Source organism: Roseateles sp. P2_H4, assembly GCF_056403315.1.
On record NZ_JBFUFR010000016.1, the window covers coordinates 43,156 to 55,842 of the forward strand.

General features: G+C 68.2%; 13 protein-coding genes. 3 read left to right on the forward strand and 10 right to left on the reverse strand.

Going from position 1 to position 12,687, the window contains the following annotated elements:
* Positions 1-23: 23 nt before the first annotated feature.
* From AC1DW3_RS13685 to AC1DW3_RS13710, 6 genes are read right to left on the reverse strand one after another with little or no spacing between them, the layout of a single operon-like run.
* Complete coding sequence (locus AC1DW3_RS13685; RefSeq protein ID WP_477931870.1) at positions 24-155, reverse strand: hypothetical protein; 132 nt, start codon at positions 153-155, stop codon at positions 24-26.
* Positions 156-164: 9 nt separating this feature from the next.
* On the reverse strand, positions 165-800 hold the full coding sequence (gene kdpC, locus AC1DW3_RS13690; RefSeq protein ID WP_477931871.1) for a potassium-transporting ATPase subunit KdpC: 636 nt from the start codon (positions 798-800) through the stop codon (positions 165-167).
* A 14-nt stretch (positions 801-814) separates the two neighbouring features.
* Positions 815-1,570 (reverse strand): TorF family putative porin, encoded by a 756-nt coding sequence (locus AC1DW3_RS13695; protein WP_477931872.1) that lies wholly within the window; start codon positions 1,568-1,570, stop codon positions 815-817.
* A 25-nt stretch (positions 1,571-1,595) separates the two neighbouring features.
* Entirely contained in the window at positions 1,596-3,731 is a 2,136-nt protein-coding gene (gene kdpB / locus AC1DW3_RS13700; RefSeq protein ID WP_477931873.1) for a potassium-transporting ATPase subunit KdpB, read from the reverse strand.
* Complete coding sequence (kdpA, locus tag AC1DW3_RS13705; RefSeq protein WP_477931874.1) at positions 3,728-5,524, reverse strand: potassium-transporting ATPase subunit KdpA; 1,797 nt, start codon at positions 5,522-5,524, stop codon at positions 3,728-3,730. The genes kdpB and kdpA overlap by 4 nt, the downstream gene beginning before the upstream one ends.
* Positions 5,521-5,613 carry a potassium-transporting ATPase subunit F gene (locus tag AC1DW3_RS13710; protein WP_477931875.1) on the reverse strand — a complete coding sequence of 31 codons (93 nt, stop codon included), beginning with the start codon at positions 5,611-5,613 and terminating at the stop codon, positions 5,521-5,523. Before AC1DW3_RS13710 ends, kdpA begins: the two co-directional genes overlap by 4 nt.
* Positions 5,614-6,018: 405 nt before the next feature.
* Between AC1DW3_RS13710 and AC1DW3_RS13715 the strand changes: the two genes are divergently transcribed.
* Positions 6,019-6,558: a GNAT family N-acetyltransferase gene (locus AC1DW3_RS13715; RefSeq protein ID WP_477931876.1), complete on the forward strand. Its 540-nt coding sequence runs from the start codon at positions 6,019-6,021 to the stop codon at positions 6,556-6,558.
* 395 nt (positions 6,559-6,953) lie between these two features.
* Here the strand turns inward: AC1DW3_RS13715 and AC1DW3_RS13720 are convergent, their stop codons facing one another.
* Both AC1DW3_RS13720 and AC1DW3_RS13725 read right to left on the reverse strand, forming a co-directional pair.
* Positions 6,954-8,651: an ABC transporter ATP-binding protein/permease gene (locus AC1DW3_RS13720; protein ID WP_477931877.1), complete on the reverse strand. Its 1,698-nt coding sequence runs from the start codon at positions 8,649-8,651 to the stop codon at positions 6,954-6,956.
* A gap of 151 nt (positions 8,652-8,802) precedes the next feature.
* Positions 8,803-9,237 (reverse strand): BON domain-containing protein, encoded by a 435-nt coding sequence (locus tag AC1DW3_RS13725; protein WP_477931878.1) that lies wholly within the window; start codon positions 9,235-9,237, stop codon positions 8,803-8,805.
* Between the two features lie 194 nt (positions 9,238-9,431).
* On the opposite strand from AC1DW3_RS13725, the gene AC1DW3_RS13730 reads away from it, so the two are divergent.
* Positions 9,432-11,399, forward strand: a complete 1,968-nt coding sequence (locus AC1DW3_RS13730) for an AsmA family protein (RefSeq protein ID WP_477931879.1) — start codon at positions 9,432-9,434, stop codon at positions 11,397-11,399.
* Positions 11,400-11,432: 33 nt separating this feature from the next.
* The gene (locus AC1DW3_RS13735) at positions 11,433-11,594 is read left to right on the forward strand and encodes a DUF1328 domain-containing protein (RefSeq protein ID WP_310264112.1); all 162 of its coding nucleotides are present in this window, start codon (positions 11,433-11,435) and stop codon (positions 11,592-11,594) included.
* Positions 11,595-11,651: 57 nt separating this feature from the next.
* On the opposite strand, the gene AC1DW3_RS13740 is transcribed toward AC1DW3_RS13735, so the two are convergent.
* Together AC1DW3_RS13740 and AC1DW3_RS13745 are read right to left on the reverse strand one after the other, a co-directional pair.
* A complete protein-coding gene (locus tag AC1DW3_RS13740) occupies positions 11,652-12,122 on the reverse strand; it encodes a hypothetical protein (RefSeq protein ID WP_477931880.1) in 471 nt (156 codons plus the stop codon).
* A 92-nt stretch (positions 12,123-12,214) separates the two neighbouring features.
* The gene (locus AC1DW3_RS13745; protein ID WP_477931881.1) at positions 12,215-12,670 is read right to left on the reverse strand and encodes a MarR family winged helix-turn-helix transcriptional regulator; all 456 of its coding nucleotides are present in this window, start codon (positions 12,668-12,670) and stop codon (positions 12,215-12,217) included.
* Positions 12,671-12,687 lie beyond the last annotated feature (17 nt).

Sequence of the window (12,687 nt, forward strand, 5' to 3'; positions counted from 1 at the left end):
TCGAAGCCCCGGGAAATCGTTGTTCATGACGCGCGTGAAACGCGCTTCTTCCTGGCACGAACGTCGCGTCGTGCCATCCATTCCATCAGCCCCCAGACCGCTGCGAGCGGGAGGGCAACGACGCCCATCGCCAGCAGCGCGTACAGGTAGTCCACCGTCGCCCCTCAGCGAGCGGCCGCCGGTGCAGTCAACGCATCCAGTGCGAGGTTGAGTCGCAGCACGTGGACGCGCGGTTCGCCAACGAAGCCCAGCCAGCGGCCCTCGGTGTGCAGTTCCACGAGTGCTTGCACCTTCTCGACCGGCAGACCGCGCACACGGGCCACGCGGGCGACTTGATAGTCCGCTGCGGCGCGGCTGACGTGCGGGTCCAGGCCGCTGGCCGACGTCGTCACCAGGTCCACCGGCACGGGCTTGGTGTTGCCCGGGTCGGCGGCGCGCAGCGCTTCCACGCGCGCCTTGACGGCGTCCACCAGGGCCGGTGCGGTCGGCGAAAGGTTGGACCCGCCCGAGTTGCCGGCGTTGTAGGGCATGGGGCCGGTGGCCGACGGGCGGCTCCAGAAGTGGCCGGGGTCGGCGAAGGTCTGGCCGATCAGCGCTGAGCCGACCGTCTTGCCGTCATGGACGATGAGGCTGCCGTTCGCTTGACTCGGGAAGATCGACTGGGCCACGCCGGTGACGACCAGCGGGTAGGCCAGGCCGGTCACCAGGCTCAGCACGACGAACAGCGTCAACGCAGGGCGCCACAGCGGCACTTCCGTCGTGGCTGCCGAGGTGGCGGGAGTGGAAAGAGTCGTGGTCATGACGAAACTCCTGTTCAGAAGGTCTTCTTCAGGCCGACCACCAGCGTGGTCTTGCCCAAGAACTTGCCGTTGGCCGGGCTGGCGTAGAAGGTCTTGTCGGCATCGGTGCCGACGACGGCACCGCTCAGCACCAGGCCAGAGAAGTCCTTGGCCAGCGTCAGCGAGTAGTCCGTGTACGAGCCGACCGCCAGATGCTTGATGGTTTGATGGCCGACGTGGGGCGACAGCGTGATGCCCTGAATGCCCACGTCCGCGAGGTCGAAGTTGGCCGTGACGTCGAAGTAGCCGCTGTTCTTGCTATTGACGTTGCCGAACAGGTTGGTCGTGCTGTGCGAGTACTTGGCCGTGACGGGGCCGTAGGTCAGCGCACCGTAGACCTCGAAGGTGTTGGCACTGGCGAAGCCGGCCACGTTCTTGAGCTTGTTGCTCGGGTAGAGGTAATACAGGCCACCGACGTCCAGCGTCAGGCCCTTGGCCACCTCGGTCTTGTAGCCGCCGTAGAGGTCGATCTCGACATCGCCRCCGCCGCCGGGGATGTCCTTGATCCACTTGATGGTCGACGCCCAGGTGCCGACGTAGAAACCACTCGGGGCCGCGTAGTCGATGCCGCCCTGCAGCGCAGGCTTCAGGCGGGTCTGGGAAATGCCGCGGTAGCGGTATTCGCTGACGGCGCCGACGTTGAACGACAAGGGATCGGCCGGTGCCGCGGCCTCCTCGGCAAATGCGGGAACGGCGGCGGCGAGGACGAGCAGGGAAACGAGAGTTTTCATGATTGGGGGAGAGAGATAGCGACGCTCAGGCAAGGCCGAGCGCAACAAGGATGAGGTCGATGGCTTTGATGCCGATGAAGGGCACGATGACGCCGCCCAGGCCGTAGACCAGCAGGTTGCGGCGCAGCAGCGCAGCGGCGCCGATGGCGCGATAGCGCACGCCCTTGAGGGCCAGCGGGATCAGCACGACGATGATCAGCGCGTTGAAGATGACGGCGGAGAGGATGGCCGAGTTGGGGCTGGCCAGGCGCATGACGTTGAGCGCCGCCAGCTGCGGATAGGTCGACACGAAGGCCGCCGGCAGCACGGCGAAGTACTTGGCCAGGTCGTTGGCGATGGAGAACGTCGTCAGCGAGCCGCGCGTCATCAGCATCTGCTTGCCGGTCTCGACAACCTCGATGAGCTTGGTCGGATTGCTGTCGAGGTCGACCATGTTGCCGGCCTCCTTGGCAGCCTGTGTGCCGGTATTCATCGCCACGGCCACGTCGGCCTGGGCCAGGGCCGGCGCGTCGTTGGTGCCGTCGCCCGTCATGGCCACGAGGCGGCCCTGGGCCTGGTACTCACGGATCAGTGTCAGCTTGGCTTCGGGTGTGGCTTCGGCGAGGAAGTCGTCCACGCCGGCCTCGGCGGCTATTGCCGCGGCCGTCAGCCGGTTGTCACCCGTGATCATGACGGTCTTGATGCCCATGCGGCGCAGTTGCGCAAAGCGCTCCTTGATGCCGGGCTTGACGATATCCTTCAGCTCGACGACGCCAAGCACCTGAGCATCGTCGGCGACGACCAGCGGCGTGCTGCCGCGGCGTGCGGCCTCGTCGACCGCGGACTGCACGCTGGTGGGCCAGCGGCCGCCCAGGGCCTCGACGTGGGCACGAACCGCGCTGCCGGCGCCCTTGCGGATCTGCCGGGCGCCGAGGTCCACGCCGCTCATGCGCGTCTGGGCCGTGAAGGGCACGAAGACGCTGTGCTCCGCAGCTGCGGCCTTGGCACCGAACTTGCGCTCGGCGAGCGCCACGATGCTGCGGCCCTCGGGCGTTTCATCGGCGAGCGAGGCCAGCCGAGCCACCTCGGCCAGTTGGGCTTCACTGGCGCCGTCCACGGGCCAGAAGGCATCGGCCTGACGGTTGCCGAGGGTGATGGTGCCGGTCTTGTCCAGCAGCAGCACGTCCACGTCGCCGGCGGCCTCGACGGCGCGGCCCGAGGTCGCGATGACATTGGCCTGCAGCATGCGGCTCATGCCGGCCACGCCCACGGCCGACAACAGGCCGGCGATGGTGGTCGGAATCAGGCAGACCAGCAGCGCCACGAGCACGACGAGGCCGACCGGCTGGCCCGAGCCCGCCACCGCCACGCTGAACTGCGAGAACGGCAGCAGCGTGGCGCACACGCCCAGGAACACCAGGGTCAGCGCGACCAGCAGGATGGTCAGCGCGATCTCGTTGGGCGTGCGCTTGCGCTGCGCGCCTTCGACCATGGCGATCATGCGGTCGACGAAGGTCTCGCCCGGGTTGACGGCGACGCGGGCAACGACCCAGTCCGACAGCACGCGGGTGCCGCCGGTCAGCGCCGAGAAGTCGCCGCCGCTCTCGCGGATGACGGGGGCGGATTCACCGGTGATGGCGCTTTCGTCCACTGACGCCACGCCGTCCACGACCTCGGCATCGGCCGGCACGACGTCACCGGTCTCGATGATCACCCACTCGCCCTTGCGCAGCGTGCTGGCCTCGCGGGGATGCCATTTCAGGCCTTCGCGGGCCGTGCCGGGCTTCCAGCCGTCGATGACCTTGGCCCAGGTCTCCTTCTTCAGGCCGCGCAGCGACGCGGCCTGGGCCTTGCTGCGCCCCTCAGCCAGCGCTTCGGCGAAGTTGGCAAACAGCACCGTGAACCACAGCCACACCGTCACGGCGATGACGAAGCCGTTCGGTTGCGCGATAGACAGTGCCGTCGTCAGCAGGCTACCCAGGTAGACCACGAACATGACTGGGTTGCGCAGCTGCGTGCGCGGGTCCAGCTTGGTGAAGGATTCGCCCAAGGCCTGGCGAGCCAGCTTGGAATCGAACAGGGAAAAACCAGCGCGACTCTCAAGAGAGCGACGGGCCGCTCCCGAGCTCTCTTGACCTCCTTGGGGGGCCTGGCGCGCAGCGACAGGTTTGGGGGCACTCATGACTTGCTCCAAAGGATCAGGTGATCGACGACGGGCCCCAGGGCCAACGCCGGCACGTAGTTCAGAAGGCCGACCAGCAGCACGACGCCGATCAGCAGCGCGATGAACAGCGGGCCGTGCGTGGGCAAGGTGCCCTCGCCGGGCGCCAGGCGCTTCTTGCCCACCAGCGAGCCGGCCATGGCCAGTACCGGCACGATGACGCCGAAGCGGCCTATCCACATGACGAAGCCCAGCAGCAGGTTGTAGAAGGGCGTGTTCGTCGACAGGCCGCCAAAGGCGCTGCCGTTGTTGTTGCCGGCGGACGAGAGCGCGTACAGCACCTCGCTGAAGCCGTGCGCGCCAGGCGCCGCGATGCCGGCCTTGCCGGGCTCCATGATGACGGCCAGGGCCGTGCCGATCAGCACCGCCAGCGGCGTCAGCAGGATGGCCAGCGACACCATCTTCATCTCATGGGCTTCGATCTTCTTGCCCATGTATTCCGGCGTGCGGCCGATCATCAGCCCCGCGACGAAGACGGACAGGATGGCGAACACCAGCATGCCGTACAGGCCCGCGCCGACGCCGCCGAAGACCACTTCGCCGAGCTGCATCATGACCATGGGCACCGCGCCGCCCAGCGGCGTGAAGCTGTCGTGCCAGGCGTTGATGGCGCCGCAGCTCGCCGACGTCGTGATGACGGCAAAGAGCGACGAGGCCTCGATGCCGAAGCGCACTTCCTTGCCTTCCATGTTGCCGCCCGACTGGCCGGCACTGGCCACGGCATCGACGCCCAGCTTCGTGAATTGCGGGTTCCCGGCCTGCTCGGCTGCCGTCGCGATGACGACCGCGACGACGAAAATCGCCGTCATCGCGCCCAGCAGCGCCCACCCTTGGCGCATGTCGCCAACCTGGCGGCCCATGACGAAGCACAGCGCGGCCGGAATCAGGAAGATCGACAGCATCTGCAGCGCATTCGTCGCCGCGCTCGGGTTCTCGAAGGGATGAGCCGAGTTGGCGTTGAAGAAGCCGCCACCGTTGGTACCCAGCATCTTGATGGCGAGCTGGGAGGCGACGGGGCCGACGGCGATGCTCTGGCTCTGGCCGGACTTGTCCTCCATGACGGGTTGGCCGTCGCCGCCCTTGAGCGGTTGGCCGGACTCGTCGAGCTTGGGCTCTTGCCAACTCTGCGCCTCGACGGTCGTCACGTCCTGGTAGGGCTTGAACGTCTGCACGACGCCCATGCCGGCCAGCACGAGAGCGAAGACGAGGGACAGCGGCAGCAGCACCCACAGCGTCGCGCGGGTGAGGTCGGTCCAGATGTTGCCGATGGCCTTGCCGCTGTGACGGGCAAAGCCCCGCAGCAGTGCGATGACGACGGCGATGCCGGTGGCTGCGGATAAGAAGTTCTGCACCGTCAGCGCGAGCATCTGCGTCAGATAGCTCATCGTCGTCTCGCCGCCATAGCCCTGCCAGTTCGTGTTGGTCACGAAGCTGACGGCGGTGTTGAAGGCCGAGTCCGGTGTGACCGCGCCCATGGCCTGCGGGTTCAGCGGCAGATACTGCTGCAGGCGCTGCAGCGCATAGACGGCCACGACACCCAGCCCGTTGAAGATCAGCAGGCCCAGCGCGTAACGCAGCCAGCCCTGCTCGGCGTCGGCATTCACGCCAGCCAGCTTCAGCAGGCCGCGTTCGGCGCGGCGCAGCCACTCTATGCGGCCTTCCATGGCCGCATGAATCCAGCGCGCGAGCGGCCAGGCCAAGGCCAGCAGCACGACGAGGAAGGCGATCAGTTGAATCCAGGCGGAGGTGTTCATGTCAGGTCCTCCGGAAACAGCAGGGCCCAGAACAGGTAGATCACGAGCACGATCACCAGTCCAGCCGAAACCCATTCAAAAACGCTCATGCGCGGCCTCCGTTGCGTTGACCGCGAAGACGCTCGCAGCCCCAAGCCGCCAGCGCCGTCACGAGGGCGAGGGCGACGCCCAGACCCAGAAAAACGATGTCCATGACACCTCCTATTGATGGGAGGAATTCTGGGAAACAGGACGTCAAAACGCTGAATAGATCAGCGCCGTCCATATCAAGATCGCATCAAGAAGCCGCCTGCAACCCTGTCCGTCAGAGCAGAAATCGGGCCGAGAGCCTCAAGAGGACAGTCGCGCACGACCACACGCGGCCGGGCACGCCGTGCCCATGCCTCAGCGTTCTTGATGCGAACTTGATGCGGCAAGCCAAAGTCTTGATCCGACTTTGACGCGCGCGGCGCTGCAATGCCTCCATCGCCAAAGCGCTTGCAGGAGGTGTTGCGATGAAAGGCTATCGAATACAACGCGTCGAAGACGCCGATCCCGTGATCGACCTCAGGTCGATGCTCAGGAGTGTTTTCGGCGGGAGCCCGGAGGTGCGGCAACCGGCGCAGCTACAGGGCGGCATCAGCTTCGAAGCGATTGCAGACAGGCGCATGGTCGGGTCCATCACACTGCAAAAGCCCGAGGTGCCGGCCACAGGCGACGGCCGCTGGCGCCCCGAGGTGGCAACGCTGCAGCGTCTGGAGGTGGAGCCCACGCACCAGGAGCTGGGCTGCAGTGAAGCCCTGCTCGACGTGGCTCAGCAATGGGCCCGAGCCAACGAGTACGCCGCGCTGGAAGTGGTGGTTCCCTCCATACCGGCGAGTGGCGCTGACTTCTACCTCGCGAATGGCTTTCACATCGTGGATGGCACGCAGGAGTCCGGCTCCGACGCATTGAGCGTCGTGTTGAGCCTGCCGCTGTCCGAAGCAAAGCCACACACCGACGCCTGGTACTCCAAGCACCACGGCGCCTGGTTCGCGTCCATGGCTTCCCATTGAGGGGCGGAACGTGAGCGGGCCGGGCCTCTCGTCACCTTCGCCGCTCGGGCTGACGCAGCCTACGCGCTGCAGGAGGCCTTCCACCCCACTTACGGCCAGTCTCAGTCTTGAAGCTGTACAGACCCACGGTCGCTTCCAAACAGCAACCTGCAGCTTGGTCTGGGCCAAATAGGATCAGACGGTAGCGCTGGCGCTGTACGGCCTGCCGGCGCGGCCGACCATACAAGGGCGCCTCGCATCGCAAGCAGCTTGGACCTCGGGTCCACTTCCAAACTTTGACATTCAACGCGGCCCACTGTTGCGCGCACCCGCGCAGAGACTTCGACACTTGGCGCGCCTGCCGGATCGAGGCGGCGACTCAGTCGTCATAGAGCGCCGAGTTCGAAACTTTTTTATCAGCTCCCTCCCGGCTTGTCCTTGCCCTCTTGCGGCGTCTTGGCCAGCGTCCAGCGTCCGCCGCCGGTCAGCTTCAACACATGGCGGTGGAAGCCCGCCACCGCCGCGCGGTGGGCGATGCTGATCAGCGTCGTGCCGCGTTCGCGCAGGCGCTCGTAGAGGCGCTTCTGATTGGCGTCGTCCAGCGCGCTGGTGGCCTCGTCCAGGATGGCCAGGCGCGGCGCATGCACCAGCAGTCGCGCGAAGGCCAGGCGCTGCTGTTCGCCGCCGCTGAGCAGCTTCTCCCAGTCCTCGCTGCGGTCCAGGCTGCCCTCGCCTTCGGCCAGATGGCGCAGCTGCACCTCGTCCAGCACCTTCAGCAGCGCGTCGTCGTCGAGCTTGGTCTGGGTGCTGGGGTAGATCAGCTGGCTGCGCAGCGTGCCGACCTGCAGATAGGGCCGCTGCGGCAGGAAGAAGACGTCCTCGCGCGGCGGATGCGAGACCTGGCCGCTGCCTTGCGTCCACAGCCCGGCGATGGCGCGCAGCAGCGAGCTCTTGCCGCAGCCGCTGGCGCCGGTGATGAGCAGCGAGCCGCCCTCGGGCACGCGCAGCGACAGCTTCTCGACCAGCACGCGGTCGCTGCCCGGCGCGTTCACGGTGAGGTCCTTGATGTCCAGCTCGTGCCCTTCCTGGCGGTCAATGCCAGGCTCGGGCGGCGCGGCGTCCAGCACCACCGCCATCACATGCAGGCGGTCGATGCCGGCAACGAAGCGCGAAAGGCTCTCGAAGTTGTCGATGATCAGCGACACCGCGCCCAGCACCGCCGCGAAGGCGCCGCCGGCCTGCACGGCCTGGCCCACTTCCAGCCGGCCGCCCAGCACATCGGCGGCCAGCACGACGGCGGGCACCAGCAGGCTGATCTGGCTGAAGCCGCGCTGGAAGAGGTTGAGACCGAACTGCGCGCGGATGAGCCTGCGCGTGTTCAGCAGCGTCGCGCGCAGGCGCTGCTGCAGTTGGTGGCGCTCCTGGTCCTCGCCGCCGTAGAAGGCGATGGACTCGGCGTTCTCGCGCACCCGCATCAGCCGAAAGCGCAGGTCCGCCTCGCGCTTGAGCTGCCAATAGTTCAGGCGGATCAGCGGGCGGCCGAACAGGCCCAGCGACAGCAGCGTACCGGCCAGCGCATAGGCCACCAGAAAGCCCACCAGCGTGTGCGACAGCGACCACAGCACCGTGCTGAAGGCCACCAGCTGCATCAGCGAGCCCAGCAGGATCAGCAGGAAGTGCAGAGAGCGGCCGGTGAAGGTGTTGATGTCCTCGGCGATGCGCTGGTCGGGGTTGTCGATCTCGTCGCCGGCGATGTGGAAGTAGCGCCGCTCGCGCAGATAGCCGTCCAGGAAGCGGTTGGTCAGCCAGCGGCGCCAGTCGTTGGCATAGGCGTCGCGGGCGTAGTAGTAGATGGCGAACACCGGCACCGCGAAGGCCATGATCCACAGCATGGCGCGCACCGCGGCCCAGAAGCGCGGCTCGTCGCGGGCGGCCAGTGCCGACGTGAGCTCGCCGGTCTGGTTGTTCAGCATCACGGCGAACTGCGTGTCCGCCAGCATCAGCACGATGAGGCCGACCAGGAAGGTCCAGGCCCAGACGCGCCGGTCGCCCACCCAATAGGGCTTGGCCACGGTCAGGAAACGTTGCAACGCGGACACGGGAGCGGCGGCCATGAGAGAAGGTGTGAGTTATGTAATCAAGGCTAGCGAGGGCGGCATGGCCAGCCTGTCGGACGGCATGCCGAGCGGGCAAAGCAAAGGCGCCCTCGTGGGGCGCAAAGCAAAGGCGCCCTCGTGAGGGCGCCTTGCGATGGAGCGGCGGCGATCAGCCGTTGCGCGTGACGACCAGCTGGTTGTTGACCTGCTTCACGCCGTCGACGGCGGACGCCAGCGTCGTGGCGCGTTCGCGCGACTTCGCGTCGGGCGCCTGGCCGGACAGCGTCACTTGGCCGTCGCGGGTGTCGACGTTGATCTGCGTCGCCTTGAGCTGGTCATCGGCCACCAGGGCGGCGTTGACCTTGGCCGTGATGCCCATGTCCGCCGTCACCTGGGCCGTCTTGTCGGCGGCGTCGCGGGCGGACATGCGGGCGTCGGCCATCAGCTCGCGGCTCTCGCGCTTGGTGTCGGCCGCGGCCTTGTCGACGCGCTGGCCGGCGCTCAGTTCATCGTCGGGTTGCTGGCGGCTGCAGGCGCCGAGGGCGGCGACCAGGGCAAGCGCGGCCAGCAGGGGCAGTCGGGCGGTGGTATGCGGCTGTTTCATCGGGAGGTCCTTTCCGGTGCAAGGCCATGAAGGCCGGTCCCCCTACTCTGGGCGCTGGTGGGCGCAGCGGCCTTCGGTGCAGGCGCCAATCGCCTGTCGGACCGAGCCGACAAGGCCGGTGTCAGCCCGCGTCCTACAGGCTCGGGACCCCTCGTCCCACGCCGGCTGGGGCCTGCGACCCCGAGCATGGCCGCATGAGAGTCGCCGTCACCATTGCCGGCGCCGTCGTGCTGGTCGTCGTTGCCGTCGTGGGCATGGACCTGGCCGGTTGGCCCGGGCTGGCACCCCGCCTTGCCGCTCAGGCCGAGCGTGGCCTCGACATGGACGACGGCGCCCGCCTCCACCTGCTTTGGAAGCCCCGGCTCGAGGCGCCCCGGTTGCGCGTCAGCGGCACGCACGGCGAGGCTTTGGCCGATGCCCAGGACGTGCTGCTGAACTGGCAATGGGGCGACATCTGGGCCTGGCGCCGCGGCGCGCCTTTGCGGCTGCGGCTGGTGCAGGCCGAATCGCTGTCGCTGAACTGGCAGCGCGACGCTGCCGGCCACACGGCCTGGCCGGTGCAGCCCTCGGGGGCCCGCGACGAACCGGCCGAGATGCCGCAGATCGATCACCTCGTCGTCCGCCATGGCAGCGCCCACCTGGACGACGCGCCGCTGCTGCTGCAGGGCGACGCCAACTTCGCGACCCAGGCCGACGGCCACTGGACGGCCGACCTGAAGGGCAAGCTGCGCGGCCAGCAGCTGGCGCTCAAGGCCGAGGCCGGCGCCGGGCTCGCCCTGCTGGCTCCGGCCGACGCCGGCCTGCCGCCCGTGAAGCTGCGCGCCGAGCTGACCCAGCGCGACGGCCGCATCGCTTTCGACGGCACCGCCGCCTCGCTGCTGGACGCCCGCGCGCTGGACGGCCAGCTGCAGGTGCGCGGCAATTCACTGGCCGACGTCGGCCGGCCCTTCGGCATCGCCCTGCCCAGCACACCGCCGCTGGAGCTGTCGGGGCGGCTGCAGCACGCCTCGGGGGTCTGGCAGCTGGGCAACGCCAAGGCCCGCGTGGGCCGCAGCCAGCTGGCCGGCGACTTCAGCTATGACATGCGCCAGAAGCGCCCCCTGCTCAGCGGCATGCTGCGCGGCGGGCCGCTGCGCCTGGCCGACCTCGGGCCGGCCGTCGGCACGGACGCGCCGCCCAGCCGCCCGGGCCGCGTGCTGCCGGACCGACAGCTGGACCTGCCATCGCTGAACACGATGGACGCGCGCGTCGCCATCTCGCTGAGCCAGCTCGACCTGGGCACAGCCAAGCTCGCGCCGCTGGCGCCGGTGAACACCAGCGTGGTGCTGGAAGGCGGCGTGCTGACGCTGGAGAACTTCAACGCCGGCGTGGCCGGCGGCGAGTTGGCCGGCTCCCTGCGGTTGGACACCCACCCCAGCCCGCCGGCGTGGCAGGTGCACGCCAACGTGCGCGGCGTGGCCATCGAGCAGTGGTTCAAGTTCCAGGCCAAGAGTCTGAGCGACCATCCCATCACCGGCCGCATGCGCGGCGACGTCGATGTACAGGGCCACGGGCGCAGCACGGCCGAACTGCTGGGCAGCCTGAACGGGCCGCTGCGGCTGCAGCTCGACAAGGGCAGCATCTCCCATCTGCTGACTGAAGCCACCGGACTGGACCTGGCCCAGGGCCTGGGGCTGCTGCTGCGCGGCGACAAGAACCTGGCGCTGAACTGCGCGCGCGTGGATGGCAACTTCAAGGCCGGTGTACTGAGGCCGCGCTCGGCCGTGGTGGACAACCGCGACAGCCGCATCGACATCGACGGCCGTGTCAGCCTGGCCGACGAAACCCTGGACCTGCGCCTGGTGGCCCGACCCAAGGACTTTTCGCTGCTGACCTTGCGCTCGCCGGTGCGCGTGCAGGGCACGCTGGGCGACCCGCGAGTCGCGCTGGAGGGCAAAGCCCTGGGTGGCAAGGCCATTGCCGCCATCGCCCTGGGCGCGCTGGCGCCACCAGCCGCCCTGCTGGCCTTCATCGACCCCGGCGAAGACCTGCCGCCCGTGAGCTGCGACGGCCCCGCTCCGGCAACGCGTGCCGATGCGGCGAGGCCAGCTGTAACGGCGTCGGCGCCTTCCTACCCGGCAGCGCGGCCGGGGCCGGCACCCCGGCAACAGGCCACGCCCTAGATTAGCGATGCCAACAGTCCAAGGAGAAACCTCATGCTGCGTTACGCGATCATCTTCTTCGTCGTCGCCCTCGTGGCGGCCCTGTTCGGCTTTGGCGGCATTGCCGCCAGTGCCGCAGGCATTGCCCAACTGCTGTTCTACGGCTTCATCATCCTGGCCATCATCAGCCTGGTGGTGGGCCTGATCCGAAGGTAGATGTGAAAACGGCGCGGCTTCAGGGCCGCGCCGTTTTTTTTCGTCCGTACTTTTCAGTCAGCGGCCACGGTGGGGTTGCTCATGGACCGCGTCGAGGAACTCACGCAAGGTGCCGACGCAGGGGCCCTGCGGGCACAGGAACAGCCCTTCGGCCTCGGCCGGCACATCGGCCGGGAAGCCCAGCGTGCCCAGGGAGTTCATCGCGTCCCCACACAGGGCGACGGTGCGGCCGCAGCGCCAGGCCATCTTCAGCAGGGCCTGCAGCCGGGCACAACCGGTGGGTGCAGCCCAGGCGTCGGAATTCAGCACGATGAGGCCGTCGGCCCAATCGGCCTCCACGGGCGGCTCGCCGAACTCATCGTCCAGCCGCCAGTCCACGCGGCTGACGCGGGCATCCCCGCCCAGCACCGACAGATCATCCTCGCTCGCCTGCATCACCTCGGCCGTGCCGACGACGCAGATCATGACCTCGGGGGCCCGAGGTGCGGTTTCCTGAAGTTCGGGCGGGCAGTCCGTCGTCGCATTCATGATGCAGCTCCGCGGTTGAGGATGCTGCAACTCTGGCGCCGCCATGCCGGCCACGTCGTGAGCCTGCGGCGCAACCCCGTGTAGGACGTCGCCTAGGGCTCCAGCCGCCGCACCACCATGTCGTCGACGTTGTCGGCCAGCCGTGCCAGCAGGCCGGCCAGGACCTCCACCTCCGCGTCGCTGAAGCCCTCCAGGGACTCGGCGCCGAGCGCCTGCATGACAGCGCGGGCCTTGGGCATGCGATCGCGACAGGCGGCGGTCAACGAGATGAGGCGGCTGCGGCCGTCCTCGGGGTCGGGCAGGCGCTCGACGAGGCCGTCCCTTTCCATGCGGTTGAGCAGTTGCGCCATGCTGGGCTGCTCGACGTTCGCCAGGCGCGCCAGCTCAGCCTGCGAGCGCGGCCGGCCGTCCTTGAGTGCCATCAGCACCGGCAGCTGCCCGAGGGCGAAGCCCTGGTCGCGCAGCAACTGGTCGGCCACGCGCTGGAAGGCGCGGTGCACATGGCCGATCAACTTCAGCGGGGGCATGGACGGGCGGGGTTCAGACATGGCTGTCTCGCAATGAA

Bases quoted from the DNA above. Each gene is read 5' to 3' on its own strand.
- kdpC (WP_477931871.1), bottom strand. From the start codon at position 800: ATGACCACGACTCTTTCCACTCCCGCCACCTCGGCAGCCACGACGGAA.
- kdpB (WP_477931873.1), bottom strand. From the start codon at position 3,731: ATGAGTGCCCCCAAACCTGTCGCTGCGCGCCAGGCCCCCCAAGGAGGT.
- kdpA (WP_477931874.1), bottom strand. From the start codon at position 5,524: ATGAACACCTCCGCCTGGATTCAACTGATCGCCTTCCTCGTCGTGCTG.
- AC1DW3_RS13710 (WP_477931875.1), bottom strand. From the start codon at position 5,613: ATGAGCGTTTTTGAATGGGTTTCGGCTGGACTGGTGATCGTGCTCGTG.
- AC1DW3_RS13715 (WP_477931876.1), top strand. From the start codon at position 6,019: ATGAAAGGCTATCGAATACAACGCGTCGAAGACGCCGATCCCGTGATC.
- AC1DW3_RS13720 (WP_477931877.1), bottom strand. From the start codon at position 8,651: ATGGCCGCCGCTCCCGTGTCCGCGTTGCAACGTTTCCTGACCGTGGCC.
- AC1DW3_RS13725 (WP_477931878.1), bottom strand. From the start codon at position 9,237: ATGAAACAGCCGCATACCACCGCCCGACTGCCCCTGCTGGCCGCGCTT.
- AC1DW3_RS13730 (WP_477931879.1), top strand. From the start codon at position 9,432: ATGAGAGTCGCCGTCACCATTGCCGGCGCCGTCGTGCTGGTCGTCGTT.
- AC1DW3_RS13735 (WP_310264112.1), top strand. From the start codon at position 11,433: ATGCTGCGTTACGCGATCATCTTCTTCGTCGTCGCCCTCGTGGCGGCC.
- AC1DW3_RS13740 (WP_477931880.1), bottom strand. From the start codon at position 12,122: ATGAATGCGACGACGGACTGCCCGCCCGAACTTCAGGAAACCGCACCT.
- AC1DW3_RS13745 (WP_477931881.1), bottom strand. From the start codon at position 12,670: ATGTCTGAACCCCGCCCGTCCATGCCCCCGCTGAAGTTGATCGGCCAT.